Genomic DNA, 25,330 nt, shown 5'->3' with positions numbered 1-25,330 from the left:
GACGAAGGGGGGAACACCCCTTCGCCGTCGAGCGTTGGGTCGGGTGCCGGGACTGCTCCGACCCCGACCGGTCGGGTAGTTTCGTCTCTTGATCCTGCCGTCCGTCGGGCGGCTGTCGTCGACCAGGAAGATCGGGAAGCACCCGTACCCGCATGAACGCCAAGAAGGTTTTCCGCGCCCCCCTGTTCTGGGCGCTCATGATGCTCGTCCTCTTCATGCTCGTCTTCCGCATGGGCAGCGGGGGGGAGTACTCGCGGATCGACACCTCGGCCGCCGAGCAGCTCATCGACGAGGGCAAGGTCGACAAGGCCCACTTCACGAGCGACAACACCCTCCAGCTCGACCTCAAGGAGGGCCAGACCTACTCCGACGGAGAGGCGGTCACGGACGCGGGGAAGGTCGAGACCGAGTTCGTCGACGCACGCGCCGAGCACATGGTCACGCTCGTCGACGAGAAGGTCCCCGGCGTCATCAACGACACGATCGAGGAGCCGGGCATCCTCAGCTCGCTGCTCTTCTCGCTGCTGCCAATCCTCCTGCTCGTCGGTCTCTTCTGGTTCCTCATGAGCCAGGCGCAGGGCGGCGGCAACAAGGTCATGCAGTTCGGCAAGTCCAAGGCGAAGCTCGCCTCGAAGGAGGCGCCGAAGGTCACCTTCGCCGACGTCGCGGGTGCCGACGAGGCGGTCGAGGAGCTCCACGAGATCAAGGAGTTCCTCCAGGAGCCGAGCAAGTTCCTCGCCGTCGGCGCGAAGATCCCCAAGGGCGTCCTGCTCTACGGCCCGCCCGGCACCGGCAAGACCCTCCTCGCACGCGCCGTCGCCGGCGAGGCGGGCGTCCCCTTCTACTCGATCTCCGGCTCGGACTTCGTCGAGATGTTCGTCGGTGTCGGCGCCTCGCGTGTCCGTGACCTCTTCGAGCAGGCGAAGCAGAACGCTCCGGCGATCGTCTTCGTCGACGAGATCGATGCCGTCGGCCGGCACCGCGGTGCGGGTCTCGGCGGTGGCCACGACGAGCGCGAGCAGACGCTCAACCAGCTGCTCGTCGAGATGGACGGCTTCGACGTCAAGACCAACGTCATCCTCATCGCGGCGACCAACCGTCCCGACATCCTCGACCCGGCGCTGCTGCGCCCCGGCCGCTTCGACCGGCAGATCGCCGTCGAGGCGCCCGACATGATCGGCCGCCACCGCATCCTCGAGGTGCACTCGGCCGGCAAGCCGATGGCCCCCGGCGTCGACCTGCTCGCCGTCGCCCGCCGCACGCCCGGCATGACCGGTGCCGACCTGGCCAACGTCCTCAACGAGGCGGCGCTGCTCACCGCCCGCAGCGACCAGCAGTTCATCGACGACGCGACCCTCGACGAGGCGATCGACCGGGTCATGGCCGGCCCGCAGAAGCGGACCCGGATCATGAGCGCCCGTGAGCGCAAGGTCACCGCCTACCACGAGGGCGGTCACGCGCTCGTCGCCGCGGCGATGAACCACACCGACCCGGTCGCCAAGATCACGATCCTCCCGCGTGGCCGGGCGCTCGGCTACACGATGGTGCTCCCGACGGACGACAAGTACTCGACCTCGCGCAACGAGATCCTCGACCAGCTCGCGTACGCCCTCGGTGGCCGCGTCGCGGAGGAGATCATCTTCCACGACCCGACGACCGGTGCCGCGAACGACATCGAGAAGGCCACCGCGATGGCCCGCAAGATGGTCACCGAGTTCGGCATGAGCGAGCGCATCGGTGCGGTCAAGCTCGGCCAGTCCCAGGGCGAGGTCTTCCTCGGCCGCGACATGGGCCACCAGCGCGACTACTCCGAGGAGATCGCCGGCATCGTCGACGAGGAGGTGCGCCGCTTCATCGAGGCCGCCCACGACGAGGCCTGGCACGCGCTCAACGACAACCGTGACGTGCTCGACCGGCTCGTCCTCGAGCTGCTCGAGCACGAGACCCTCGGCCCGAAGGAGATCGCGGCGATCTTCGAGGACGTCCGCAAGCGGCCGAAGCGCCCGACCTGGCTGTCGTCGGAGAGCCGCACGATCTCCGACATCCCGCCGGTGCTCACGCCCGCCGAGGAGGCGGCGCTCGCGGCCCGCGCCGCGCAGGCCAGCCCGACCGGTGCCCCACCCGCGGGGGTCGACCCGCAGCAGGGTGATCCGGAGACCGTCGCGGCGATCGACGAGGCCGCCGAGGTGGGTGCCAACCCGTACCCGGAGGAGAACCCCGTCGAGGAGACACGGCAGATCCCCGCGGGCGGTCACGTCGACCCCGACGGTCGGCACTGAGGCCCGCCGCGATGGACCTGCCCCGGATCGAGGCCGCCGTGCGGGAGATCCTCCTCGCCGTCGGCGAGGACCCCGACCGCGAGGGTCTGCGCGAGACGCCCGGCCGGGTGGCACGGGCCTACGCGGAGACCTTCGCCGGCCTGCACCAGGACCCGGCGGAGGTCCTCGCGACGACCTTCGACATCGACCACGACGAGCTCGTCATCGTCCGCGACATCGCGCTCTACTCGACCTGCGAGCACCACCTCGTCCCCTTCCACGGGGTGGCGCACGTCGGGTATGTCCCCGGGCGCAGCGGTCAGGTCACGGGACTGTCCAAGCTGGCCCGGCTCGTCGACGTCTACGCACGTCGGCCCCAGGTGCAGGAGCGGCTGACCAGCCAGATCGCCGACGCCCTCGTCGAGCATCTCGACGTCATGGGCGTCATCGTCGTCGTCGAGGCCGAGCACCTCTGCATGTCGATGCGTGGCGTCCGCAAGCCCGGCGCGCGCACCCTGACCTCCGCCGTCAGGGGACAGCTGCGCGACCCGGCGACGCGGGCCGAGGCGATGGCTCTGCTCACCGGGGCGCGATGACCGTGGCGCGGCCGACCTCCGCCGCCGGGCGACCGGTCGTCATGGGGATCGTCAACGTCACCCCCGACTCCTTCAGCGACGGCGGACGGTGGTTCGACGAGGACGCCGCCGTCGCCCACGGCCTCGAGCTCGTCGCCCAGGGCGCCGGGATCGTCGACGTCGGTGGCGAGTCCACCCGACCGGGCGCCGAGCGGCCGGGCGAGGCGGAGGAGCTGCGCCGGGTCGTGCCCGTCGTGCGCCGCCTCGCCGAGCAGGGCGTCGTCGTCTCCGTCGACACGATGCGCTCCGCCGTCGCCGCCGCCGCGGTCGACGCAGGCGCGACGATCATCAACGACGTGAGCGGGGGTCTGGCCGACCCGGCGATCGCCGAGGTCGTCGCCGGGACGGAGATCCCCTTCGTCGCGATGCACTGGCGTGGCCACTCGAGCGACATGTACGCGGGCGCACGCTACGACGACGTCGTCGCCGACGTGTGCCGAGAGCTCTCGGCGCGCGTCGACGAGCTCCTCGCCGCGGGTCTCACCGAGCAGCAGATCGTCGTCGACCCGGGCGTCGGCTTCGCGAAGAACGCGGCGCACAACTGGCAGCTGCTCGCCGGGCTCGCCGACGTCGTGGCCCTGGGCCTGCCCGTGCTGGTCGGGACCTCGCGCAAGCGGTTCCTCGGCTCCGTGGGCCGCGCGGAGGGGGCCGAGCGCCCGCCGACCGAGCGCGACACGGCGACGGCTGTCACGACCGCGCTCGCCGCGAGCACCGGCGTCTGGGCGGTGCGCGTCCACGACGTCGTCGCCTCCGTCGACGCGCTCGACGTCGTCGCCGCCCTGGACGGTGCCCGTGGCTGAGCGCGACAGCATCGAGCTCCTCGGCGTCCGGGCGAAGGGGTACCACGGGGTCTTCCCGGAGGAGCGCCGCGAGGGCCAGGACTTCGTCGTCGACGTCATCATGACCACCGACCTCTCCCGGGCCGGGGCGAGCGACGACCTCGGCGACACTGTGAGCTACGCGGAGATCGCGGCCGACGTCGTCGCCCGCATCGAGGGGGAGCCGCTCGACCTCATCGAGGCGCTCGGCGAGCGCATCGCTGCCGACGTGCTGCACCGTCCCGAGATCGCCGAGGTCGAGGTCGTCGTGCACAAGCCGCAGGCGCCCGTCGGGGTCCCCTTCGGGGACGTGCGGGTGCGGCTGCATCGCACCCGGAGCAGCGCGGTGACGATCGCCCTGGGGTCCAACCTCGGCGACTCGACCGGCACGCTGGGGGAGGCCGTCGAGGCGTTGCGCGAGCACGTCGAGATCGCGGCCGTGAGCCGCCCATACGTCACCGTGCCGGTCGGCGGTCCAGAGCAGCCTGACTACGTCAACGCCGTCGTCACAGGGACGACCCGGCTCACCCCCTGGGCGCTGCTCGACGCGCTCCACGACATCGAGGCCGGTCACGGCCGCACCCGCGAGGTCCGGTGGGGTCCCCGGACGCTCGACCTCGACATCATCACCTTCGGCACGACGGGCGGCCCGGACGAGGCGCGGCTCGACCGCGACCTCCTGACCCTCCCGCACCCGCGCGCCCACGAGCGGGCCTTCGTGCTCGTCCCGTGGCTCGACGCGGACGCTGAGGCCGTCCTGCGGGTCGGCGACGAGGTGCACCCGGTCGCCGCGATCGTCGCCGAGGTCGACTCCGGCGGTGTCCGCCCGGTGGGTGCCTGATGCTCCCCGACGGGCTGCGCCCGCGCATCACCGTGCTCACCGGAGCAGCGGTGACCGTCGTGTCCTGGCTCTTCAGCCGCTGGTGGCTCGCCGGCGGACGTCGCGTCCTCGAGACGCCGTGGCTCGCGGCCGGGCTGCTGGCGGTCATGGCGGTGGCCCTCGTCGTCGTCGCGTGGCCGATGCGGCGCTACCGCCGCGAGGGCCGGCCCGTCGAGCCGCTGCGCGCGGCCCGGACCCTCAGCCTCGCCCAGGCCTCCGCGCTCACGGGGGCGATCGTTGCGGGCCTCTACGCGGGTCACGCGCTCGCGCTCGTCCCCGACCTGGGCTTCGGCCGGCACTCCGAGCTCGCGATGCGGCTGGCGCTCGCGGCCGCCGGGGGAGTGCTCGTCGCCCTCGCCGGTCACCGCGCCCAGGGGTGGTGCCGGATCCGCGACGAGGACCGCTCGGACTTTCGCTCCGACGAGGACTGACCCGGTCGTCGAGCCGTCGGCGGTCGATTCACCGGTGGGGTCAGGCCAGCTCGGCCCAGACCACCCAATTGCCCTCGTAGTGACCGCCGTTGAGCGGGGTCGTCGGGTCGCACGTGATGAGCCGCAGGAGCGGCTCGGGGTTGTCGTGGTCCCAGATCGAGTCGTCCCGGGGCACCTGCTGCTTCGTCGCCGCCTCGGAACGGGTGATCCTCCACTCGACGGTGCGGCCGGAGCCGTAGGTCACCGTCACCCGGTCGCCGAGGCTGACCTGGGGGAGGTTCCAGAAGACGTCGGGCTTGCTGCCGTGGTTGATGTGCCCGACGAGGATGCTCGCCCCGGCGTGGCCCGGCTTGGGCCAGCCGTCCTCGGCGTACCAGCCGGCGGTGCCGAAGGGGGGAGCCAGGACGTTCTGCGCGTCGAGGTAGGTCGGGATGAGGGAGGCATCGACGAGCTCGCGCCCGGCAGAGGTCGTGACGACGACCCGCGTCGGGTCCCCTGGCGGGGCCGGGACGCCGGCCTGGGTCGTCGAGGCAGAGGGCACCGCCGTGGTGCTCGAGGTCGTGGCCTTCGTCGACTTCTTCGTCGGCTTCTTCGTCGGCTTCTTCGTCGCGGTCGTGCTGCTCGAGGTGGCCGGCTCGGAGGTGGTCCGGGAGATCTCGCTCGGGGCGACGTAGGTGCCGGGGTCGACCGCTCGCGCGCTGTCCCACCACCACCAGCCCCCGAGCACGAGCGCCGCGACCGCGGCCAGGGCGAGCAGGCCTCCGACGACGCGGGACGTGGCTGCGTCCTTGCGTCGCTGCTGGGCTCGTCGGGCGCGGGTCACGTGCGCGGTCCTTTCTCGTCAGGTCTGAGCGGGTGACCTCCAGAGTCTCTCAGGGTTCCCTGGGATGGCGAAGGGGGCGTCGCCCCGACCGGGACGACGCCCTCTTCGTCCGGTCCTGTGGTCAGGTCCGGGTGTCGCGCCTCAGCGGTGGAGGCCACCCGTGCGACGGCGGGCGGCGAGCAGGGCCACGGCGGCGCCGGCGAGCGTGGCTCCGCCGTGGAGGAGCGGGGAGGCGCCGAGGGCCCCGCCGTCGGTCTGGACGACGTCCGGACGCTGAGGACCGGACTCGTCGTCACCAGATCCGGTGGCGTCATCGTCGTCCTCGGTGGGCTCGGGCTCGGTGGGCTCGGGCTCGGTGGGCTCGCCTCGGTGGGCTCGTCCTCGACCGGCGCCTCCTCGGCGGTGATGGTGTCGATGACCTGGGTGCCGGACCTGTACTCGCAGGGGATCTCGAACTCGCCCGCGGCAGAGCCGTCGGCCTTGATGCCGGAGAACGTCGAGGTGAATGCGTCCGGCGCCTCGATCGTGTGCTCACCGGCCGCGAGACCGGTGAGGGTGACGGAGCCGCCGGTCAGGGGCAGGGTCGCCTGCGTGGCGGAGACCGGGGTCCGGGGAGTCGTCAGGTTGGTCAGGTCAGAGACCGTCGTGCCCTCGGCCTCGGCCCACCCGAGGAGGCCGACCATGCCGTTGATCGTCCTCTCGTTGAGGGTGACAGAGCCGGTCACGGCCGCGGTGACGTCCGCACCGGGAGTCACCGACTCCGGGGCGTCGGTGTCGAGCGAGACGGTGAAGTCCTGCGCGCCGAGGATCGGCACCTCACAGGTGTAGACGAGGTCGGTGGTTGCAGCGGGCGCGGGGGCGGAAAGCCCGATCGCCGTCACTTGTCGACGTCGCCGACGACGAAGAACATCGAGCCGAGGATGGCGACGAGGTCGGCCACGAGGTGCCCCGGGAGGACCTCGGAGAGCACGGCGACGTTGTTGAAGGAGGCCGAGCGCAGCTTGAGCCGCCACGGGGTCTTCTCACCCCGTGAGACGAGGTAGTACCCGTTGAGGCCGAGCGGGTTCTCCGTCGCGGTGTAGCGATCGCCCTCGGGCACCTTGAGCACCTTGGGCAGCCGCTGGTTGACCGGTCCGGGGGCCAGCGTCCGGAGCCGGTCCACGCAGGCGTCCGCGAGGTCGAGGCTGACGTGGGTCTGCTCGAGCAGCACCTCGAGTCGGGCCAGGCAGTCGCCGTCGGTGCGGGTGACGACCCGGCCAGGCCCCCCTTCGCCGAAGAGCTCGCCATAGGCGAGGTAGGGCGCGTCGCGCCGCAGGTCGAGGTCCACCCCGCTCGCCCGGGCGATCGGTCCCGAGACGCCGTAGGCGTGGACGAGCTCGGGGGAGAGGACACCCACCCCCTTCGTCCTCGCCTGGAGGATCTCGTTGCCGACGAGGAGCGACTCCAGCTGCGGCAGCCGCCCGCGGACCCCGTCCACGGCGCGGGCCACCCGGTCGAGCCAGCCCGCCGGCAGGTCGTCCTTGAGGCCGCCGACGCGGTTGAACATGTAGTGCATCCGGCCGCCGGCGATCTCCTCCATGACGGCCTGGATCTCCTCACGCTCGTTGAAGGCGTAGAAGACCGGGGTGATCGCGCCGAGCTCGAGCGGGTAGGAGCCGAGGAACATCAGGTGGTTGAGCACCCGGTTGAGCTCGGCGAGGAGGGTCCGCGCCCAGACCGCCCGCTCGGGCACCTCCATGCCGAGCATCGCCTCGACGCCGAGGACGACGCCGAGCTCGTTGCCGAAGGCGGAGAGCCAGTCGTGCCGGTTCGCGAGCACGGTGATCTGGCGGTAGTCGCGGACCTCGAAGAGCTTCTCCGCACCCCGGTGCATGTACCCGACGACTGGGTCGGCCGAGGCGACCCGCTCGCCGTCGAGGACGACGCGCAGCCGCAGCACCCCGTGCGTCGCCGGGTGCTGCGGGCCGATGTTGAGGACCATGTCGGTGCTCTCGACGCCGGAGCCGACCCCGAGGGTCACCTCGCGGGGGGTGCTCGCTGCGGGGGGCATGCAGCCGAGTATGCCGCGCCGGCGCTCGATAACCTCGAGGCATGGCAGCGGCACGGTCGATCCTCGCTGGCGCGGCCGCCGCCGTGGCGCTCGCACTGGCGCTCACCGTGCCGCAGTCGCCGGCGCAGCGCGACGCCCGGGTCGTGGAGCACCGCGACACCCTCGATCCCTGGTACCAGGCCCTCGAGGAGTCGCCCCTCACCCCCGCCACCGTCGTCGTCATGGGCGACTCGGTGAGCGAGGGCTTCGGGGTGCGGCAGGACCTCGAGCGCCGCTGGGTCGGTCAGCTCCAGGACGCGCTGCGCACCCAGGTCGAGTCCCCGGACTGCCCGGTCGGTCCGGGCGGGTACCACGGCGCCAGCACGCTCATCCCGGCGTGGTACGCGGCCGGCAGCCTGCCCGACCCGCAGACCCGCGGCGAGGCGCGACGCCTCAGCGGCGTCGGACCGGGCGGTCGGGCGCTCGCCCTCGGCCCGGGTGCCGAGGTCACCTGGCAGGTGGTCGCCTCCGAGGTCGCCATCGGGTACCGGACCGGGCCCGAGGGCGGCGACCTCGAGGTAACGGTCGACGGCGAGGCGACGCTGTCCGGGCAGCAGGTGAGCACCGAGGCCGAGGACGCCGAGCGCCAGGTGTGGCACTCCGACACGCGTGACCTCGAGCGCCGGGCCTGGACGGTGCGCAACACCAGCCCCGACCGCACGGTCGTCGTCACCGACCTCACCCCCTTCCGGGGGGACCGCGACCGGTGCGTCCACGTCGTCGACGCCTCGCACTCCGGCATCACCGCTCGCTCCGTCAGCCGGGCGCCGGTGTACGTCCACGACTCGGTGTCGATGAACCCAGACCTGCTCGTCCTCGCCCTCGGCTTCAACGACGCCCGCGCGGGCATCCCGCCGGCCGGCCTGCGCACCGACCTCGTGCAGATCATCGACACCGCTCGGAGGGCGGGCTTCTCCGGCCCGGTGCTCCTCGTGTCCTGGCACCGGCCGCCGCCGGGCTTCTTCCGCTACTCCTGGGTCGACTACCGCACGGTGCTGCGGGGCATGGCGGTGCTCGACGGCGTCTCCTTCGTCGACGTCGGCGCCGACCTGCCGCCGGTGGTCGGGGCGCCGCGCGGGACCTACCTCGACGCGCTCCACCCGGGCCCCCGGGGCCAGGACCTCATCGCCGAGGTGATGACCCGCACGCTCACCCCGCAGGGCCCGCCCGTCCCGACGACGAAGGGGTAGCCGCCCCCTCCCCCCGGCCCGCCGGCGCGATGGGAGGATCCCCGCATGGCCGGCCCCACCCCTTCGCTCGACCTGACGGACCCGGACGTCGTCCGCGACCCGTACCCGCACCTCGCCGTGCTGCGCGCGCACGACCCCTTCGTCTGGGTCGACGGGCTGGAGGCGCACGTGGCGTCCGGCCACGCCGAGGTGTCGGCGGCGCTGCGCCATCGCGGGCTGGGCCGGATCTTCCGGCCGCGCGAGCCCGCGGCGGACTGGGAGACCTTCAACTGGCTGCACGCCGACTCGATCCTCGACAGCGAGCCGCCGAAGCACACCCGGCTGCGCCGCCTCGTCGCGGGCGCCTTCAACCGCGGCCACGTCGCCCGGCTCGAGCCGCGGATCCGGCAGATCGCCGACGACCTGCTCGACGCCGTGGGGGAGGGCCCCCTCGACCTCATCGAGGCGGTCGCCGAGCCGCTGCCGGTCACCGTCATCGCCGAGCTGCTCGACTGGCCCGAGGCTGACCGCCACCTCCTGCGTCCGTGGAGCCAGGCCATCGTCAAGATGTACGAGGTCGACCCGAGCGAGCAGGAGCGGCTCGAGGCCCGCCGGGCGAGCGCTGAGTTCGCCGCCTACGCCGACGAGCTCGCCGACCACCGCGCCCGGCACCCCGGCGACGACCTGCTCACCGACCTCGTGCAGGCCCGCGACTCCGGCGACCGGCTGAGCCGTCACGAGCTCGTCGCCACCGTCGTGCTCCTGCTCAACGCCGGCCACGAGGCGAGCGTCAACGGGCTCGGCAACGGAATCCACTCCTGGCTGCGGGCCGGCTCGCCGACCGTCGACGTCCACGACGACGCGGCGCTCGCCCCCTTCGTCGAGGAGCTGCTGCGTCACGACAGCCCGCTGCACCTCTTCGAGCGGACGGCGACCGCCGACATCGAGGTGGCCGGTCGGCCGGTGGCGCAGGGGGAGAAGGTCGTCGTCCTCCTCGGCGCGGCCAACCGCGACCCGGCGGTCTTCGCGGACCCGGACGTCTTCGACCCGACGCGCGACCCGAACCCGCACCTCGCCTTCGGGCTGGGCATCCACTTCTGCATCGGGGCACCGCTGGCCCGGCTCGAGCTGCAGCAGTCGGTGCGGGCGCTGCTCAGCCGTCACCCCCGGCTCGAGATCGTCGAGGCGGTCCAGCGCCCGACCTTCGTGCTGCGCGGCTACGAGCGGCTCGTGCTTGCCCCGTCGTGACCCGCGGGTACGACGACCTTTGCCCATGCGCGAGAGCAGAGAGTGGCTCTGCGCTGTGCGCCGAGGGTGTTGGGCCGGACCAATGGTCGTCGTACCCGCGAGTCATCTCAGCCGCGGGCGATGACCCAGGCGAAGCGGCCGTACGGCTCGCCCAGGAGCGTGCGGGCGGCGCTCACGTCGGCGAGGGCGGCGAGGTAGCCGGCCGGGTCGGTGCGGGACAGCGCGTGGTCGGGGAGCGTCGCTGAGGGTCCCCACCGCCGGACCGCCTCCGCCCCGCTGACGATCTCGTCGTGGCGAAGGGAGTCGAGGGCCACGTGGGCGGTGAGGTCGGCGGAGCCGTCGGGGACGGGGAGGACGACCTCGCCGTCGCGGTAGGCCGCGAGGGTGCCCGACGGGGGACGGGTGCCGGCCGTGTGGCCGTAGTCGATCGCCACGGCACGAAGGGGGTGCCATGCGTCGAGTACCGCAGCCCAGGCGTCGTCGCGGGCCAGGCCGACCTCGACGCGGGCGCCTGGCTCGTCGGTCGGCCACCACCGCTGAGCCCAGCCGAGAGCGTCCCCGGTGACCGCGGCGCCGAGCCGCTCGACTCCTGCCGCGTCGACCTCGACCTCGCGGAGCACGCCGTCGTCGACCTGCGCGACGGTGCAGGGCACGACGTCGAGCCACTCGTGCGCGACGACGAGCGCCCGACCCAGGTCCGTGCCGAGCGCGTCCGTGACGGTGGTGGGCTCGGCGAGCCGGTCGCCGCCCGGCGCCACGACCCACCCGGTCTCAGCGGGCAGGCCCGCCGGGCGGTCGACGACGTCGACACCCGCGAGCGGCCCGGCAAACCCGACGGAGCGCAACGCGCTGAGCAGCTCCCCGCGCCCCGCGCCGAGGTCGACGACCCCCTCCGCCCCGGTCTCGGCCGCGAGCCCGACGAGGGTCCGGGCGAGGGCCCGGCCCACCGGCCCGTGCGTCGCCGTCTCGAAGTGTCCGACCGGCCCCTCGGGCCTCCGGTAGAAGCCGCCGGAGCCGTAGAGGGCCTCCTGCCAGGCCTCGCGCCACGGGATGATCACGGGGCTCACCCTAGGTCCGCGATAGCGTCGCCCCCGTGAGCGAGCCCACGGACCTCCCGCGCCCCTGGCTGCGTGTCGGTGTCGTCGGCGCCGGCCGGGTCGGTGCGGTGCTCGGTGCGGCCCTCGCGGCGGCCGGGCACCGGGTCGTCGCCGTGAGCGCCGTGAGCGAGGCCAGCCGCGAGCGGGCCGAGGCGCTCCTGCCGGAGGTGCCGGTCCTGCCCGTCGAGGAGGTCGTCGCCGCCGGCGACCTCGTGCTCCTGGCCGTCCCCGACGACGCGCTCGCCGGGCTCGTCGCCGGGCTCGCGACCACCGGTGCATGGCGCTCGGGACAGATCGTCGCCCACACCTCCGGGGCCCACGGGCTGACCCCCTTCGCCCCGGCGGTGGAGCAGGGCGTCATCCCGCTGGCGCTCCACCCGGCGATGACCTTCACCGGCACCTCGCTCGACCTCGCCCGGCTCCACGAGGCGTGCTTCGGCATCACGGCGCCGGAGCCGCTGCGCGCCGTCGCGGAGGCGCTCGTCATGGAGATGGGTGGCGAGCCGGTCTGGGTGCCCGAGGAGGCGCGGGCGCTCTACCACGCAGCGCTCGCCCACGGCAGCAACCACCTCGTCACCCTCGTCGCCCAGGCCCGCGAGATCCTCGCAGAGGCCGGCGTCGAGCACGGCGACCGTCTGCTGCGCCCGCTCCTCCAGGCGAGCCTGGACAACGCGCTGGCCTCGGGGGACTCCGCGCTCACCGGTCCCGTGGCCCGCGGCGACGTCGGCACCGTTGCCACCCACCTGAGCGTCCTCGGCGCGCTCGCGCCGGACCTCCGCCCCGCCTACGCTGCCCACGCCACCGCGACTGCCCGCCGCGCCCTGCGGACGGGACGGCTGCGCGCCGACCAGGCCGCGCCGATCCTCGACCGCACCGACGCCACACCCCCTTCGTCCCCGGACCAGGAGAGCCCATGACGACGCAGGCCACCACCACCCCCGTGATCGCCCGCACCCGCGACGAGCTCCGGGAGGCACGCACCCACCTCACCGGGCAGACCGCCGTCGTCATGACCATGGGGGCGCTGCACGAGGGGCACGCCACCCTCATCCGCGAGGCTCGCAAGGATGCCGAGCACGTCATCGTGACGATCTTCCTCAACCCGCTGCAGTTCGGGCCCAAGGAGGACCTCTCGAAGTACCCGCGGACCTTCGACTCCGACCTCGAGATCTGCCGGGAGCACGGCGTCGACCTCGTCTTCGCGCCGACCCCCGACGTCGTCTACCCCGACGGTGACCCCGGTGTGCGGATCTCCGCCGGGCCGCTCGGCGACGTGCTCGAGGGCCAGTCGCGGCCCGGTCACTTCGACGGCATGCTCACCGTCGTCGCCAAGCTCATGCACCTGACCCGTGGTGACGCCTTCTACTTCGGGCAGAAGGACGCCCAGCAGCTCCTCCTCATCCGGCGCATGGTCCGCGACATCGACTTCCCGGCCCGGGTCGTGTCGGTGCCGACCGTCCGCGAGGAGGACGGCCTGGCGATGAGCAGCCGCAACACCTATCTCACCGACTCCGACCGCGAGGTCGCGCTGTGCCTCTCGCGCGCCCTCACCGCCGGCGCCGCGGCCGCCATCGAGGGCCCCTCGGCCGTCCGCCGGGCCGCCCGCGCGGTGCTCGTGAGGGAGCCGCTCGCGCTCATCGACTACCTCGTCCTCGTCCACCCGACGACGCTGCAGGACGTGCCCGAGTGGTACCGCGGCGAGGCCCTGCTCGCGGTCGCCGGCCGGATGGGCACGACCCGCCTCATCGACAACACCCCGGTCGTCATCGGCCCCGGGGGCGGCCGCCGCGAGATCTTCTCCGAGACCGTCGAGCCGGTCTGACCGGGCCGTCCGGAGGGTCCGAGCCGGGCGAAGGGGGACCCAGTCCCCTTCGATATCCTCCTCGGGTGACCGAGACCCCCGCTCCCGCGCCGACCGACGACCTCCCGGAGCAGATGAGGGTCCGCCGGGAGAAGCGCGACCGGCTCATCGCGGGCGGGACGCCGGCCTACCCGACGGCGGTCGGGCGCACCCACACCCTCGCCGAGGTCATCGGCGCCTACGCGCACCTCGAGACCGGCGAGGAGACCCAGGACGTCGTGACCGTGGCCGGTCGGGTGATGTTCGTCCGCAACACCGGCAAGCTCGCCTTCGCCTCCCTGCAGGAGGGACCCGGCGACCGGCTCCAGGTGATGCTCAGCCTCGCCGAGGTGGGCGAGGACGCGCTCGCGGCGTGGAAGTCCGACGTCGACCTCGGCGACCACGTCGCGGTGACCGGCCGCGTCATCCGGTCCCGCCGGGGTGAGCTCTCCGTCATGGCTACGAGCTGGGTCATGGCGAGCAAGGCGCTGCGCCCGCTGCCGACCCTGCACAAGGAGCTCTCCGAGGAGGCCCGGGTCCGGCAGCGCTACGTCGACCTCGTGGCCCGCCAGGAGGCGCGCGACATCGTGCGCACCAAGGCGGCCGTCCTGCGCGCCGTCCGGGCGACGCTCGACGGCGAGGGCTTCGTCGAGGTCGAGACGCCGGTCCTCCAGCTCATCCACGGCGGCGCGGCGGCGCGCCCCTTCGGCACGCACATGAACGCCTTCGACCAGGCCATGTCGCTGCGCATCGCCCTCGAGCTCAACCTCAAGAAGGCCGTCGTCGGCGGGGTCGACAAGGTCTACGAGATGGGCCGGATCTTCCGCAACGAGGGCGTGGACTCCACGCACTCGCCGGAGTTCACGATGCTCGAGGCGTACGAGGCCTACGGCGACCAGCGCAGCGTCGCCGAGCTGACCCGGCGTATCTACCTCGCCGCCGCCGACGCCGTCGGCTCGCGCGTCGTCCAGACCCCCGCCGGAGAGGTCGACCTCGACGGTGAGTGGCGCTGGCTCTCGGTCTACCCCGGGCTGTCCGAGGCGCTCGGCCGTGAGGTCACCCCCGACACCCCGCTCGCCGAGCTCGTCGCGATCGCCGCCGAGCGCGAGGTCGAGATCGACCCGTCGTGGCCCGCGGGCAAGGTCGTCATCGAGCTCTTCGGCGAGATCGTCGAGCCGGGCATCCTCGCGCCGACCTTCGTCTGCGACTACCCCGCCGAGGCGCAGCCGCTCGCCCGCCGCCAGGACAAGGACCCCCGGCTCATCCACGCCTGGGACCTCATCATCGCCGGCGTCGAGCGCGGCACCGGGTTCACCGAGCTCGTCGACCCGGTGGTGCAGCGCGAGGTCCTGGTCGCCCAGTCGCTCGCCGCGGCGGCCGGAGACCCTGAGGCGATGCAGCTCGACGAGGACTTCCTGCGGGCGCTCGAGTACGGCGCCCCGCCGATGGGCGGTATCGGCATAGGCATCGACCGCATGGTGATGTTCTTCACCGGGGCAAGCATCCGCGAGACCTTGCTCTTCCCGCACCTCAAGCCGGAGGCCTGATGTTCGACGCGATCTCTCCCTATCTTGCGACCCTGCTGCCCACGGTCGGCGTCGCCTTTCTCTTCTACTGGATCATCAAGTACATGATCGAGGCGGACCGGCGCGAGCGCAAGGCGCTGGCCGCCTGGCGCAAGGAGCACGACAAGCCGGCCGGCGCGCCCGAACAGCCCGCAGAGAATGCGGAGAATGCCCCGTCGGGCGCGGCAGAGGGCAGCGAAGAAAAGCCGACAAGCTGAATTCTCAGAGAATGCCGAGAGAGCATTTCTGGCGAAGGGCGTACCGTAGGTCTGGCAATTCAATCTCTGCCTGCTCGATCATGTGCCGGACAGAGATGAACTCCAACGGCTTTCATGAAAGGCAATTCATGGCTCAGCGAGTCCAGATCATCCTCGAGGACGACATCGACGGTGGTCCCGCCGACGAGACCCTGACCTTCGGGCTTGACGGCGTCACCTACGAGATCGACCTCAACGAGAAGAACGCCTCCGCCCTGCGGGATGCCCTCGCCCCGTACACGGGCCACGCGCGCCGGGCCGGCGGCCGGCGATCCACCGCTCGCAAGGCGGCCACCCCGGGCGGCAACACCTCCGAGGTCCGCGAGTGGGCCCGGGCCAACGGCCACACCGTGAGCGACCGCGGCCGGATCAGCGCCGACGTCATGGCCGCCTACGAGAAGGCCAACCGCTGACCCACCCCAGCACCGAGCAGGCCGGCGCGAAGACCCCCTTCGTCGCCGGCCTGCTCGCGCTCCGCCCCCACCTGTCCTACCTCGACGTCGTCGCCGACGGGGTCCCCGACCCGCGCGAGGTGCCGCTCGGCGGCCCGCTGACCGACCCCGACCGCGTCCGCCGCTGGGTCGAGGCCTACGCGAGGGTCACCGAGCGTCAGTCCGGCCTCGCCCCGCCCGGGATGCCCTCGGCCTTCGTCCTGCAGCACCACCTCGACCCCTTCGCCACGGTGGTCGCCACGGCCGCGGTGCGCGGCGCCTGGGTCCTCGACCCCGACCCCAGCTGCTGGTGGATCACGCTTGAGCCCACCTACCTCTACCCGCTGAGCGTCCGGGTGGTGCAGGGGGAGGCCCGCGAGGTCCACGACCTCGCCGTGCGGCTCGACGCTGCCGCCATCGGCTACCGCGCGACCGGTCGCCGGCTCGCCGAGGCCTTCCCCTCGGCCGAGAAGATGAGCAGCCACCAGCGCCTCGGGATGGTCGACGACATGTGGGAGATCGCCCTGCACCGGCTCGTGGGCGGCCCGCCGCCGGAGCGGCAGTCGTGCTGCCTCATGTACGCGCTGCCCGGCCTGCACCCCTGCACCGGCTGCCCGCGGATCAGCTGAGCAGCCCCTCGGCGAGATCACCGTGACGGTCGAGCCGGTCTCGAACCTCCTCGATGTCGAGCTGCCGCAACGCATCCGGGCGCTCGGCGCCCTCCTCGACCTCGTCCCAGGTGCGCGGCGTGGCCACCCACGGGTCGTCGCGCCCGCGCATCGAGTAGGGGCTGATCGTCGTCTTGGCCGCGACGTTCTGGCTCCAGTCGAGGAAGACCTTGCCGGGGCGCAGCGTCTTGGTCATCTTCCACAGCAGCAGCTCGGGGTGGGCACCGGTGAGCTCCTGCGCGAGCTGCTGGGCGAGGTCGCGCACCTGGTCGGAGCTGAGGTCGCCGCCGAGCTGCGCGTAGAGCTGCATGCCCTTGCTGCCCGACGTCACCGGGTAGAGCTCGAGGCCGAGCTGCTGGAGGCGGTCGCGGACGACGAGCGCCGCGCGGGCGCACTCGTGCAACCCGGCGGGTGGACCGGGATCGAGGTCGATGACGAGCCGGTCGGGGTTCACCCGCTGGTCGTCCTCGACCCGCCACTGGGGGACGTGCAGCTCAAGGGCGTTGAGGTTGACGAGGTAGGTGAGGTCGGCGGCGTCGGTGACGAAGGGGTAGGTGACGTCGTCGATCTGCACCCGGGTCAGCCAGGACGGCGCCCCGGACGGGACGTTCTTCTCGAAGAAGGACTGGTCCCCGACACCGTGCGGCCACCGCACGCGCGTCACCGGGCGGCCCGCGAGGTGCGGCAGCAGGACCGGGGCGACGGCCGCGTAGTAGGCCAGCACCTCCCCCTTCGTCGTCTCGGTGGCGGGATACATGACCTTGTCGAGGGAGGTGAGGCGCAGGGTGCGGCCGGCGACCTTGACGCGGGCGACGTCGGGCTCAGGCATCGAGGTCCTCCGGGGTGAGGTCGGGGCGGGTGCGCTGGAACGAGGGCTGCCGCAGCCGGCCCCCGTCGGTGCGTCCGAGCGACGCGACATCGATGACGACGGTCGGCTCGACCCAGCGGGCCCCGGCCGCGTCCACCCGCGGGAGGTCGTCGGCGAAGGGGGATCCGCTCGCCTCCTCGAGGAGGTCGCGCAGCCGCGCGCCGGCCTTGCCGGCGAGGCCGGACCCGACCCGACCGGCGAAGCGCAGACCCCCCTCGCCCGGGATGCCGACGAGGACCGCGCCGAGCCGGCCGGCCGAGCCCGTCTCGGGACGCCACCCGCCGACGACGACGGAGACGGTCGCTCGGTGGGGGAGCTTGAGCCAGTCGGCCGACCGGCGGCCGGGGAGATAGAGGGAGTCGCGGCGCTTGCTGACGATCCCCTCCAGACCCTGCTCCTCGGTGACGCCGAGAAGCATCTCGCCGTCGTCGTAGATGGGCGGCACCTGCCAGCGGGCGGTGTCGATCTCGAGCTGCTCGAGCAGGGCACGACGGGCGTGCCACGGCTGCCCGGTGACGTCCTGCCCGAGGACTCGTAGGACGTCGAAGACCATGAGGGTTACGGGTGCCGTGGCCGCGAGCTGCTGTGCCCGATGGGCCGAGGTGACGTGCATCCGGTCGGCGAGCGCGTGGAAGGAAGGCACACCGTCGCGCAGCGCGACGATCTCGCCGTCAAGGAGGAGGTCGTCGTAGAGCTCGGCCAGGCCGGCGAGCTCAGGGAACGCCACGGTGACGTCTCGCTCGCTGCGTGACCAGATCGTCAGGTGTCCGTCGCGCACGTCGACGAGCACGCGCATCCCGTCCCACTTCACCTCGTGCACCCAGGCGTCGCCGGCCGGCACGCGGTCGGTCGACGAGGCGAGCATGGGTCGCATCCTCCGATCCTGCCGCACCGACCGTCATGACCGCAGATGCCATGCTTTCGGAGCCATCGCAGACATGAGGAGACAACCGTGACCACACGACCCCAGACCCCGCTCGGGCTCTTCGGGACCGACACCCTGATCGGCGAGGAGGACCGTGCGATCCGCGACACGGTGCGGCGCTTCGTCGACGCCCGGATCCGTCCAGAGATCGCCGACTGGTACGAGGCAGCCAGCATCCCCGTCCGTGAGCTGGCCAAGGAGCTCGGCTCGCTCGGCGTGCTCGGGATGCACCTCGAGGGCTACGGCTGCGCCGGCACGAGCGCCACCGCGTACGGTCTTGCCTGCATGGAGCTCGAGGCCGGGGACTCCGGCCTCCGCTCGCTGGTGAGCGTCCAGGGCTCGCTGGCGATGTTCGCCATCTGGAAGCACGGCTCCGAGGAGCAGAAGCAGGAGTGGCTCCCCCGGATGGCGGCGGGCGAGGCCATCGGCTGCTTCGGTCTCACCGAGCCGGACTTCGGGTCCGACCCCGGCGGGATGCGCACCCGCGCGGTCCGTGACGGCGACGACTGGGTGCTCAACGGCAGCAAGATGTGGATCACCAACGGGTCCGTCGCCGACGTGGCCGTGGTCTGGGCCCAGACGGACGAGCGGATCCGCGGCTTCGTCGTCCCGGCCGGCACCCCGGGCTTCTCGGCGCCGGAGATCAAGAAGAAGATGTCGCTGCGTGCCAGCGTCACCTCCGAGCTGGTCCTCGACGACGTACGGCTCCCCGCCGACGCCGTGCTGCCCGAGGTCTCGGGCCTGTCCGGGCCGTTGTCCTGCCTCAGCGAGGCGCGCTACGGGATCGTCTTCGGCTCGCTCGGTGCGGCTCGTGACTGCCTGGAGAGCGCGATCGCCTACAGCCAGGACCGGGCGATCTTCGACAAGCCGCTCGCGGCCTACCAGATCACCCAGACCAAGCTCGCGGACATGACCCTCGAGCTCGGCAAGGGGATGCTCCTCGCGCTCCAGCTCGGTCGGCTCAAGGACGAGGGCACGCTGCGGCCCGAGCAGGTATCGCTCGGCAAGCTGAACAACGTCCGTGAGTCCATCGCGATCGCCCGGGAGGCCCGGACGATCTTCGGGGCGGCCGGCATCACGCTGGAGCACCCGATCATGCGTCACGCGAACAACCTCGAGTCGGTGCTCACCTACGAGGGGACGAGCGAGGTGCACCAGCTGATCATCGGGCGGGCACTCACCGGCGAGGCTGCATTCCGGTGAGATCCGACCCGGCCCCCGGGGCCCTCGACGGGGTGCGTGTCGCCGACTTCAGCAGGGTGCTGGCGGCGCCGTACGCGACGATGCTCCTGGCGGACCTGGGGGCCGAGGTCATCAAGGTCGAGCGCCCAGGCGTGGGGGACGAGACCCGCGCCTGGGGGCCGCCCTGGTCGGACGAGGGGGAGGCGACGTACTTCCTCTCCGTCAACCGCAACAAGGAGTCGCGGGTCATCGACCTCTCCTCACCCGAGGGGAGGCAGGCCGCGCTCGACCTCGTCGCGGAGTGCGACGTCGTCATCGACAACTTCCGCAGCGGCACCATGGAGCGGCTCGGGCTCGGCCCGGACGAGCTCCTCGACCGGCACCCCGGCCTCGTCGTCTGCTCGGTCACGGGTTTCGGCTCGGGCGAAGGAGCGTCCCTGCCCGGGTACGACCTCGTCGTCCAGGCGGTCGGCGGCCTGATGTCGGTCACCGGGTCCGAGGAGTCCGGCCCGATGAAGGCCGGGGTCGCGCTCGTCGACGTCATCACCGGCCTGCACGCGACCATCGGGATCCAGGCCGCGCTGCGGCACCGGGATCGCACCGGCGAGGGCCAGCGGGTCGAGGTCAACCTCCTCTCCTCGATGCTCTCGGCCATGGTCAACCAGGCCTCCGCCTACGTCGTCACCGGCCAGGTGCCGCAGGCGATGGGCAACCTCCACCCGAGCATCGCGCCGTACGAGCTGCTCACGACCGCCGACCGTCCCCTGGCGGTCGCCGCGGCCAACGACAAGCTCTTCGCCCTGCTCGCCGAGGGCATCGGCCGACCGGAGCTCGCCCGCGACCCGCGCTTCGCGCGCAACTCCGACCGGGTCTCCCACCGTCGCGTGCTCGTCGCCGAGCTCGAGGACGTCCTGCGCGAGCAGCCCGCTGACCACTGGTTCGAGGTGCTCTCCGGCCTCGGGGTCCCGTGCGGGCCGATCAACGACCTCCAGCAGGCCTTCGACCTCGCCGATCGGCTCGGGCTGCAGCCCGTCCAAGAGATCGCCGAGCCCGGCCGCCCGCCGGTCAGGACCGTCGCCCACCCGATCACCCTGTCCCGGACGCCGGCGACGTACCGCACGCCGCCCCCGCTGCTCCCCCCTTCGCCCGGGACGTCCCAGGCAGGCGGGGCGTGACGCGGCTTCGGGCCGCCGTCGTCGGCGGCGGCATCATCGGGACTGCGGTGGCGCGCCACCTGGCCCGCGAGCACGGCGCCGACGTCACCCTGCTCGAGAAGGAGGACCGCCTCGCGGCCCACCAGACCGGGCACAACAGCGGGGTGGTCCACGCCGGTCTCTACTACGAGCCGGGGAGCCTCAAGGCCACCCTGTGCCGCCGCGGCGTCGGCCTCCTCCAGGACTTCGTCGCGCAGCACGACATCGCCTACGACGAGTGCGGCAAGGTCGTCGTCGCGCTCGACGACGTGCAGGCGGGACGGCTCGGCCCGCTCCACGAGCGAGCGGTGGCCAACGGGGTGCCGGGTGTCCGGCTCGTCGAGGGTGACGAGCTGCGCGAGATCGAGCCCGGGGTGGCCGGGGTGCGGGCCATCCACTCGCCCCGGACGGCCATCGTGGACTTCCCTGCCGTCACCGAGGCGCTCGGCGCCGAGCTCGTCGAGGCGGGCGGTGCGGTCCGCCTCGGCCACGAGGTCAGGAGCATCAGCGTGCGGGGCGGCGGGGTCCGGGTCGGCACGACGACGAAGGGGGGGCCCGGCGGGTCCGAGGACGGCGGGGAGTTCGCCCTCGTCGTGGCCTGCGGCGGGCTGCAGAGCGACCGTCTCGCCGCGCTGCTCGGTGAGCGGCGGGACCCACGGATCGTGCCCTTCTACGGCGACTACTTCGTCCTGCCTCGTGAGCAGCGCCCGGTGGTCCGGGGGATGGTCTACCCCGTCCCGGACCCGCGCTACCCCTTCCTCGGGGTCCACGTGACCCCGCGCGTCGACGGCGTGCTCACGCTCGGGCCCAACGCCTTCCTCTCGCTGGGCCGGGAGTCCTACGAGCGCGGCCGGCCGGTGGCACGCGACGTGCGCGACGTCGTCGGCTACCCGGGCTTCTGGCGCTTCGCCGCCCGCAACGTCCCGGCGGCGGTCCGCGAGACCCGCACGGCGCTCAGCTCAGGGCAGTTCCTCCGGGAGGCCGTGCGGTACGTACCCGGCCTCGACGTCTCCCGCGCGGTCCGCGGGACCCGCGGGGTCAGGGCCCAGGCGATGGCCGGTGACGGCCGGCTCGTCGACGACTTCGTCATCACCGGGACCGACCGGGTGGTCGTCGTGCGCAACGCCCCGTCGCCGGGAGCGACGTCCGCGCTGGCGATCGCGGAGCACATCGCCGCCGAGGCGATGCGGCGCCGCTCCGGCCGGTAGCCGGGGGCCGCACCGCCGGTCCGGCACCGGAAGTCGCAGACGTCCGAGCATGGTCTCGTCCGCCCGGGGGAGGCATGCTTGGGTCATGCGAGCGATCTGGAAGGGCGCGGTCTCCTTCGGTCTGGTCAATGTCCCGGTGCGGCTGTACTCGGCGACGGAGAACCACGACGTGCAGTTCCGTCAGGTGCACGTCGCGGACGGCGGCCGGATCCGTTACAAGCGGATCTGCCAGATCGATGGCGAGGAGGTGCCTTACGACGACATCGCGAAGGGGTACGAGACCGAGGACGGCGAGATGGTCATCCTCACCGACGAGGACCTCAAGGACCTGCCGACGCGCTCCAGCAAGGAGATCAGCGTCGAGAAGTTCGTCCCCTCGGACCAGATCGACCCGATCTACCTCGACAAGACGTACTACCTCGAGCCGGACAAGAGCGCGCAGAAGCCGTACGTCCTGCTGCGCGACGCGCTGGAGGGGGAGGACCGGGTCGCGATCGCGACCGTGTCCATCCGCACCCGGATGACGATGGCGGTGCTCCGCGTCCGCGACGGGCTGATCGTCATGCAGACGATGCTCTGGCCCGACGAGGTGCGCTCCACCGACCAGTTCGGCGACCTTGGCGAGGACATGCACGCCACCGACAAGGAGCTGTCGATGGCGCAGGTGCTCATCGACCAGCTCGCCGACGACTTCGACCCCGACGACTACGAGGACGACTACGCCAACGCGGTCAAGGCGCTCGTCATGGCCAAGGTCGAGGGCGGCGAGGTCAAGGCCGCGCCCGAGGACGAGGAGGAGGGCGGCGAGGTCGTCGACCTGCTCGCGGCGCTCGCGCGCTCGGTCGAGAAGGCCAAGTCCCGCCGCGGGGAGTCCACCGGGGCGAAGGGGGAGGAGTCTGGGGCCGAGCAGCCGGCGCCGACGACCGCTGGAGCCAAGGCTCCTGCGAAGAAGACGGCGAAGAAGGCGCCGGCGAGGAAGGCCGCGGCGAAGAAGACCGCGACCAAGGCGGCCGCGAAGAAGACCACGGCGAAGAAGTCGGCGACGAAGAGCACCGCGAAGAAGACCCCGGCGAAGAAGGCCGGCTGAGGTGCCCGAGGGCCACACCCTCCACCGGATCGCCCGCGACCTCGACGCCGCGTTCGCCGGTGCGCCGGCCCGCTTCAGCTCGCCGCAGGGACGATTCGCCGACGGCGCCGCGCTGCTCGACGGGGGCGAGGTCGTCGAGGCCCGGGCGCACGGCAAGCACCTTTTCGTCGAGGTGGACTCCCACGAGACCCGCATCCTGCACGTCCACCTCGGGCTCATCGGCACCTTCACGATCGACGCGGACCCCTACGCCGGAGAGCGCCCGGTCGTCGGCATGGTCCGCGCCCGGATCGAGAACGACGCGCACGTCGCCGACCTCCGCGGCCCGATGACGTGCGCGGTCATCACCCCCGAGGACGAGGCGGCGGTCCACGCGAAGCTCGGTCCCGACCCTCTTCGCGATGTCACCGGCGACCGCGCCTGGGAGCGGGTCACCCGCTCGAAGAAGTCGATCGCCGCACTCCTCATGGACCAGGCCGTCCTCGCCGGGGTGGGCAACGTCTACCGCTGCGAGGTCCTCTTCCGGGCCGGGGTCGACCCGATGACGCCGGGCACACGGTTGCGCCGCGAGACATGGGACGAGATCTGGGCCGACCTGCGCCGCCTGCTGCCGCTCGGCGTCGCGACGAGCCGGATCGTCACCCTGCCGGAGCAGGTCGAGCAGATCGAGACGGCCCTGGCGAAGGGGGAGGAGGTTTACCTCACGGAGCGCGACAGCTTCGTCTACAAGCGCACCGGGGAGCCGTGCCTCGTCTGCGGGACGCCGGTCTCGGCGACCGATGTCGCGGGACGCACCCTCTACTGGTGCGCCACCTGCCAGACCGGCCGCTGAGCCGGGACGTCCTCAGCGGCGGGCGGGCCCAGGAGCCCGATGAGGCGGAGCGCGACGGCGGTGAGGAAGCTCAGCGCAGAGGCGAGCTCGACGATCTCCTCGACGGTCTGCTCGAGGCGCTCGACGTCCAGGCTCATCGCCTCGGGGTCGATGGAGTCCATGCCGACGGCGACGACCGCCAGGACGACCCCGAGGACGAGCGCGCGCCGCGCCCCGGGGTCGGGCGCGAAGGACCGCCACACCACAGGCAGGAAGAGCAGCCCGGCGAGGGCCACGAAGATCATGAGGAAGTCCCCGGGCCCCACCCACGGCAGGAAGGGCAACGTGATGTCACGAGGAGCGAGCACCCGGTCCCGCACCCGCTCGTGGATCGCGAACCGCTCGTCGAGGCCCAGAGCGGCGAAGCCGGCCCCCAGGAGGAACCAGGGCCATGAGGGCGACGAGCGGCGCGCGCCGACGGTGACGGCCACGAGCCAGCACAGGACGGCTGCCACGACGAGTGAGACCGACTGCAACCGGGTCATCGGGGTCTGCTCCTTGGCGATCCACTCCCACCAGCTGGGCCACTGGGCCGCGGCCAGGACAGCCGGTGCGAGGACCGCGACGACGACCGCGAGCGCGACGGCTGCGCGACGCGCGCGCGAGATCACGACGCCACCGAGGAGTTCGCGGCGTCGGTCGCGTGGCCCAGGGCCTCGAGGACTGCCTCGCCGAACATCTGGGATCCGCGCTCGAGCACCTCGTCGCGCCACCACGCGCTGTGCGCGGTCTGCAGGAGCCGCCCCTCTGCGACGACATCCGCGTGCTCCGCCGGATCGGCGACGATCTCGTCGACGGCATAGCCGCGGAGGCCCTGCGAGCGCAGGGCGCAGATCGCGGCACCGGTGTCGACGAGCGGCGGACGCCCGACGTTGACGAGGAAGGCTCCTGGGCGCATGGCGGCGATCTCGTCAGGGCCGAGCAGGGGTGGCGCGCCCGGGGTCGTCGAGGCGCAGACCGCGATGACGTCGCTCTCGCGGACGAGTCGGTCGAGGTCGACGGGTGCGATGCCCAGGGCGCGGGCGCGACGGCTGGCCTGCTCGTCGATGTCGGTGCCGACGACCCGCATGCCGATGCCGGAGGCGATGACCCCGAGACGACTACCGATCCGGCCGGTCCCGAGGATGCCGAGGGTGCGTCCCGCGAGCTCGACCCCGCGGAGGGAGACGTCCGCCGGCGCGGAGCCCCGGGACCGGTCGTTGGCGAGCACGGCGCGGGTCGCCTGGGTCATGACGAGCGTCAGGGCGTGCTCGGCGACCGCGACCGTCGCGTAGCACGGCAGGGTGTGCAGCTCGACGCCACGCGAGGCCAGCAGGTCCCGGTCGACGTGCTCGTACCCGGTGGCGTAGATGACGACGGCCCGCAGCCGGGGGCAGGCGTCGAGGAGATCCGCGTCGAGGCGGGGGAGGCAGATGTTCGTCGCTGCGAGCACGGTGGCATCGCGGAGGAGATCCTTGGCCTCCTCCGGCGAAGGCGCCGAGCCGCGCTGCACGGCGCGCAGTCTGGCCACGGACTCGATGCGTGCGAGGCCGTGGTCGGTGAGCGATGCCCGACCGGCCCTGCTGATCATCACGACGTCCATCGAGCTCCCCTGCTCATCACTCCCGGCAGCACGTCAGCGCTGGTCTCACTGTTGTCGGCAGGTTTCCGCCGCCCGACGCGGCGGTAAAGCACCGCCACTCGCCCGTGACCTTTTCGTGAGCAGATGTTCAACTACTCGTTTATGCCCTCAGCGGAACGCTCCGACGGAACAGCACAGGCGGTTCGCGCGTTGACCCCACAGATCG

The 25,330-nt window shown here is 72.5% G+C and carries 26 protein-coding genes; 18 read left to right on the top strand and 8 right to left on the bottom strand.

The genetic code is table 11. From position 1 onward, the window contains the following. The first annotated feature begins 152 nt into the window (after window positions 1-152). The 5 genes from ftsH to JNO54_RS13650 are packed head-to-tail and all read left to right on the top strand — an operon-like array spanning window position 153 to window position 5,022. Window positions 153-2,279: an ATP-dependent zinc metalloprotease FtsH gene (gene ftsH / locus JNO54_RS13670; RefSeq protein WP_204144388.1), complete on the top strand. Its 2,127-nt coding sequence runs from the start codon at window positions 153-155 to the stop codon at window positions 2,277-2,279. An 11-nt stretch (window positions 2,280-2,290) separates the two neighbouring features. After that, entirely contained in the window at window positions 2,291-2,854 is a 564-nt protein-coding gene (gene folE, locus JNO54_RS13665; protein WP_204144387.1) for a GTP cyclohydrolase I FolE, read from the top strand. Further along, on the top strand, window positions 2,851-3,693 hold the full coding sequence (folP, locus tag JNO54_RS13660) for a dihydropteroate synthase (protein WP_204144386.1): 843 nt from the start codon (window positions 2,851-2,853) through the stop codon (window positions 3,691-3,693). The genes folE and folP overlap by 4 nt, the downstream gene beginning before the upstream one ends. Beyond that, a complete protein-coding gene (gene folK, locus JNO54_RS13655) occupies window positions 3,686-4,552 on the top strand; it encodes a 2-amino-4-hydroxy-6-hydroxymethyldihydropteridine diphosphokinase (protein ID WP_204144385.1) in 867 nt (288 codons plus the stop codon). Before folP ends, folK begins: the two co-directional genes overlap by 8 nt. Further along, window positions 4,552-5,022, top strand: coding sequence for a DUF3180 domain-containing protein (locus JNO54_RS13650; RefSeq protein ID WP_204144384.1), 471 nt, complete (start codon window positions 4,552-4,554; stop codon window positions 5,020-5,022). Before folK ends, JNO54_RS13650 begins: the two co-directional genes overlap by 1 nt. Window positions 5,023-5,062: 40 nt before the next feature. On the opposite strand, the gene JNO54_RS15055 is transcribed toward JNO54_RS13650, so the two are convergent. The 3 genes from JNO54_RS15055 to JNO54_RS13635 form a co-directional block, all read right to left on the bottom strand. Further along, entirely contained in the window at window positions 5,063-5,845 is a 783-nt protein-coding gene (locus JNO54_RS15055; protein ID WP_204144383.1) for a class F sortase, read from the bottom strand. Beyond that, window positions 5,842-6,660 carry a DUF6801 domain-containing protein gene (locus JNO54_RS13640; RefSeq protein WP_204144382.1) on the bottom strand — a complete coding sequence of 273 codons (819 nt, stop codon included), beginning with the start codon at window positions 6,658-6,660 and terminating at the stop codon, window positions 5,842-5,844. Before JNO54_RS13640 ends, JNO54_RS15055 begins: the two co-directional genes overlap by 4 nt. Before the next feature lie 62 nt (window positions 6,661-6,722). Next, on the bottom strand, window positions 6,723-7,895 hold the full coding sequence (locus JNO54_RS13635) for an NADH-quinone oxidoreductase subunit D (protein WP_204144381.1): 1,173 nt from the start codon (window positions 7,893-7,895) through the stop codon (window positions 6,723-6,725). Window positions 7,896-7,936: 41 nt separating this feature from the next. Between JNO54_RS13635 and JNO54_RS13630 the strand changes: the two genes are divergently transcribed. Together JNO54_RS13630 and JNO54_RS13625 are read left to right on the top strand one after the other, a co-directional pair. Continuing rightward, the gene (locus JNO54_RS13630; RefSeq protein WP_204144380.1) at window positions 7,937-9,124 is read left to right on the top strand and encodes an SGNH/GDSL hydrolase family protein; all 1,188 of its coding nucleotides are present in this window, start codon (window positions 7,937-7,939) and stop codon (window positions 9,122-9,124) included. Window positions 9,125-9,169: 45 nt separating this feature from the next. Continuing rightward, window positions 9,170-10,351 (top strand): cytochrome P450, encoded by a 1,182-nt coding sequence (locus tag JNO54_RS13625; RefSeq protein WP_204144379.1) that lies wholly within the window; start codon window positions 9,170-9,172, stop codon window positions 10,349-10,351. Window positions 10,352-10,458: 107 nt separating this feature from the next. On the opposite strand, the gene JNO54_RS13620 is transcribed toward JNO54_RS13625, so the two are convergent. Next, window positions 10,459-11,409, bottom strand: coding sequence for an SAM-dependent methyltransferase (locus JNO54_RS13620; protein WP_307818228.1), 951 nt, complete (start codon window positions 11,407-11,409; stop codon window positions 10,459-10,461). 35 nt (window positions 11,410-11,444) lie between these two features. On the opposite strand from JNO54_RS13620, the gene JNO54_RS13615 reads away from it, so the two are divergent. The 6 genes from JNO54_RS13615 (at window position 11,445) to JNO54_RS13590 (ending at window position 16,170) form a co-directional block, all read left to right on the top strand. After that, complete coding sequence (locus tag JNO54_RS13615; protein WP_204144378.1) at window positions 11,445-12,365, top strand: Rossmann-like and DUF2520 domain-containing protein; 921 nt, start codon at window positions 11,445-11,447, stop codon at window positions 12,363-12,365. Further along, a complete protein-coding gene (gene panC, locus JNO54_RS13610; RefSeq protein WP_204144377.1) occupies window positions 12,362-13,270 on the top strand; it encodes a pantoate--beta-alanine ligase in 909 nt (302 codons plus the stop codon). The genes JNO54_RS13615 and panC overlap by 4 nt, the downstream gene beginning before the upstream one ends. Window positions 13,271-13,383: 113 nt before the next feature. Next, on the top strand, window positions 13,384-14,835 hold the full coding sequence (lysS, locus tag JNO54_RS13605) for a lysine--tRNA ligase (RefSeq protein ID WP_204144743.1): 1,452 nt from the start codon (window positions 13,384-13,386) through the stop codon (window positions 14,833-14,835). After that, complete coding sequence (locus tag JNO54_RS13600) at window positions 14,835-15,071, top strand: hypothetical protein (protein ID WP_204144376.1); 237 nt, start codon at window positions 14,835-14,837, stop codon at window positions 15,069-15,071. Before lysS ends, JNO54_RS13600 begins: the two co-directional genes overlap by 1 nt. Before the next feature lie 128 nt (window positions 15,072-15,199). Beyond that, on the top strand, window positions 15,200-15,523 hold the full coding sequence (locus tag JNO54_RS13595) for a histone-like nucleoid-structuring protein Lsr2 (protein WP_204144375.1): 324 nt from the start codon (window positions 15,200-15,202) through the stop codon (window positions 15,521-15,523). Next, window positions 15,436-16,170, top strand: a complete 735-nt coding sequence (locus tag JNO54_RS13590) for a (2Fe-2S)-binding protein (RefSeq protein ID WP_204144374.1) — start codon at window positions 15,436-15,438, stop codon at window positions 16,168-16,170. Before JNO54_RS13595 ends, JNO54_RS13590 begins: the two co-directional genes overlap by 88 nt. Here JNO54_RS13590 and ligD (JNO54_RS13585) read toward each other — a convergent pair. Together ligD (JNO54_RS13585) and ligD (JNO54_RS13580) are read right to left on the bottom strand one after the other, a co-directional pair. Then, entirely contained in the window at window positions 16,163-17,038 is an 876-nt protein-coding gene (gene ligD, locus JNO54_RS13585) for a non-homologous end-joining DNA ligase (protein WP_204144373.1), read from the bottom strand. The genes JNO54_RS13590 and ligD (JNO54_RS13585) overlap by 8 nt on opposite strands. Continuing rightward, on the bottom strand, window positions 17,031-17,942 hold the full coding sequence (gene ligD, locus JNO54_RS13580) for a non-homologous end-joining DNA ligase (protein ID WP_443667579.1): 912 nt from the start codon (window positions 17,940-17,942) through the stop codon (window positions 17,031-17,033). The genes ligD (JNO54_RS13585) and ligD (JNO54_RS13580) overlap by 8 nt, the downstream gene beginning before the upstream one ends. 45 nt (window positions 17,943-17,987) lie before the next feature. On the opposite strand from ligD (JNO54_RS13580), the gene JNO54_RS13575 reads away from it, so the two are divergent. The 5 genes from JNO54_RS13575 to JNO54_RS13555 all read left to right on the top strand — a co-directional run bounded on the left by JNO54_RS13575 (window position 17,988) and on the right by JNO54_RS13555 (window position 23,504). Next, a complete protein-coding gene (locus tag JNO54_RS13575; protein ID WP_204144371.1) occupies window positions 17,988-19,205 on the top strand; it encodes an acyl-CoA dehydrogenase family protein in 1,218 nt (405 codons plus the stop codon). After that, entirely contained in the window at window positions 19,202-20,359 is a 1,158-nt protein-coding gene (locus tag JNO54_RS13570; protein ID WP_307818226.1) for a CaiB/BaiF CoA transferase family protein, read from the top strand. Before JNO54_RS13575 ends, JNO54_RS13570 begins: the two co-directional genes overlap by 4 nt. Continuing rightward, a complete protein-coding gene (lhgD, locus tag JNO54_RS13565; RefSeq protein ID WP_204144370.1) occupies window positions 20,356-21,585 on the top strand; it encodes an L-2-hydroxyglutarate dehydrogenase in 1,230 nt (409 codons plus the stop codon). The genes JNO54_RS13570 and lhgD overlap by 4 nt, the downstream gene beginning before the upstream one ends. An 85-nt stretch (window positions 21,586-21,670) precedes the next feature. Next, window positions 21,671-22,672: a non-homologous end joining protein Ku gene (ku, locus tag JNO54_RS13560; protein WP_204144369.1), complete on the top strand. Its 1,002-nt coding sequence runs from the start codon at window positions 21,671-21,673 to the stop codon at window positions 22,670-22,672. A gap of 1 nt (window position 22,673) precedes the next feature. Further along, a complete protein-coding gene (locus JNO54_RS13555; RefSeq protein WP_204144368.1) occupies window positions 22,674-23,504 on the top strand; it encodes an Fpg/Nei family DNA glycosylase in 831 nt (276 codons plus the stop codon). Here the strand turns inward: JNO54_RS13555 and JNO54_RS13550 are convergent. Both JNO54_RS13550 and JNO54_RS13545 read right to left on the bottom strand, forming a co-directional pair. After that, window positions 23,471-24,154, bottom strand: coding sequence for a DUF8692 domain-containing protein (locus JNO54_RS13550; RefSeq protein ID WP_204144367.1), 684 nt, complete (start codon window positions 24,152-24,154; stop codon window positions 23,471-23,473). The genes JNO54_RS13555 and JNO54_RS13550 overlap by 34 nt on opposite strands. Continuing rightward, window positions 24,151-25,125: a 2-hydroxyacid dehydrogenase gene (locus JNO54_RS13545; RefSeq protein WP_204144366.1), complete on the bottom strand. Its 975-nt coding sequence runs from the start codon at window positions 25,123-25,125 to the stop codon at window positions 24,151-24,153. Before JNO54_RS13545 ends, JNO54_RS13550 begins: the two co-directional genes overlap by 4 nt. Window positions 25,126-25,330 lie beyond the last annotated feature (205 nt).

This window comes from Janibacter endophyticus, from assembly GCF_016888335.1.
Classification (GTDB): domain Bacteria; phylum Actinomycetota; class Actinomycetes; order Actinomycetales; family Dermatophilaceae; genus Marihabitans; species Marihabitans endophyticum.
Note: the sequence above shows the minus strand (reverse complement) of the source record. Positions and strands in the feature narration are given on the sequence as shown.

Bases quoted from the DNA above. Each gene is read 5' to 3' on its own strand.
- ftsH (WP_204144388.1), top strand. From the start codon at position 153: ATGAACGCCAAGAAGGTTTTCCGCGCCCCCCTGTTCTGGGCGCTCATG.
- folE (WP_204144387.1), top strand. From the start codon at position 2,291: ATGGACCTGCCCCGGATCGAGGCCGCCGTGCGGGAGATCCTCCTCGCC.
- folP (WP_204144386.1), top strand. From the start codon at position 2,851: ATGACCGTGGCGCGGCCGACCTCCGCCGCCGGGCGACCGGTCGTCATG.
- JNO54_RS13650 (WP_204144384.1), top strand. From the start codon at position 4,552: ATGCTCCCCGACGGGCTGCGCCCGCGCATCACCGTGCTCACCGGAGCA.
- JNO54_RS13635 (WP_204144381.1), bottom strand. From the start codon at position 7,895: ATGCCCCCCGCAGCGAGCACCCCCCGCGAGGTGACCCTCGGGGTCGGC.
- JNO54_RS13630 (WP_204144380.1), top strand. From the start codon at position 7,937: ATGGCAGCGGCACGGTCGATCCTCGCTGGCGCGGCCGCCGCCGTGGCG.
- JNO54_RS13625 (WP_204144379.1), top strand. From the start codon at position 9,170: ATGGCCGGCCCCACCCCTTCGCTCGACCTGACGGACCCGGACGTCGTC.
- panC (WP_204144377.1), top strand. From the start codon at position 12,362: ATGACGACGCAGGCCACCACCACCCCCGTGATCGCCCGCACCCGCGAC.
- lysS (WP_204144743.1), top strand. From the start codon at position 13,384: ATGAGGGTCCGCCGGGAGAAGCGCGACCGGCTCATCGCGGGCGGGACG.
- JNO54_RS13600 (WP_204144376.1), top strand. From the start codon at position 14,835: ATGTTCGACGCGATCTCTCCCTATCTTGCGACCCTGCTGCCCACGGTC.
- JNO54_RS13595 (WP_204144375.1), top strand. From the start codon at position 15,200: ATGGCTCAGCGAGTCCAGATCATCCTCGAGGACGACATCGACGGTGGT.
- ligD (WP_204144373.1), bottom strand. From the start codon at position 17,038: ATGCCTGAGCCCGACGTCGCCCGCGTCAAGGTCGCCGGCCGCACCCTG.
- ligD (WP_443667579.1), bottom strand. From the start codon at position 17,942: ATGCTCGCCTCGTCGACCGACCGCGTGCCGGCCGGCGACGCCTGGGTG.
- JNO54_RS13575 (WP_204144371.1), top strand. From the start codon at position 17,988: ATGCCATGCTTTCGGAGCCATCGCAGACATGAGGAGACAACCGTGACC.
- ku (WP_204144369.1), top strand. From the start codon at position 21,671: ATGCGAGCGATCTGGAAGGGCGCGGTCTCCTTCGGTCTGGTCAATGTC.
- JNO54_RS13545 (WP_204144366.1), bottom strand. From the start codon at position 25,125: ATGGACGTCGTGATGATCAGCAGGGCCGGTCGGGCATCGCTCACCGAC.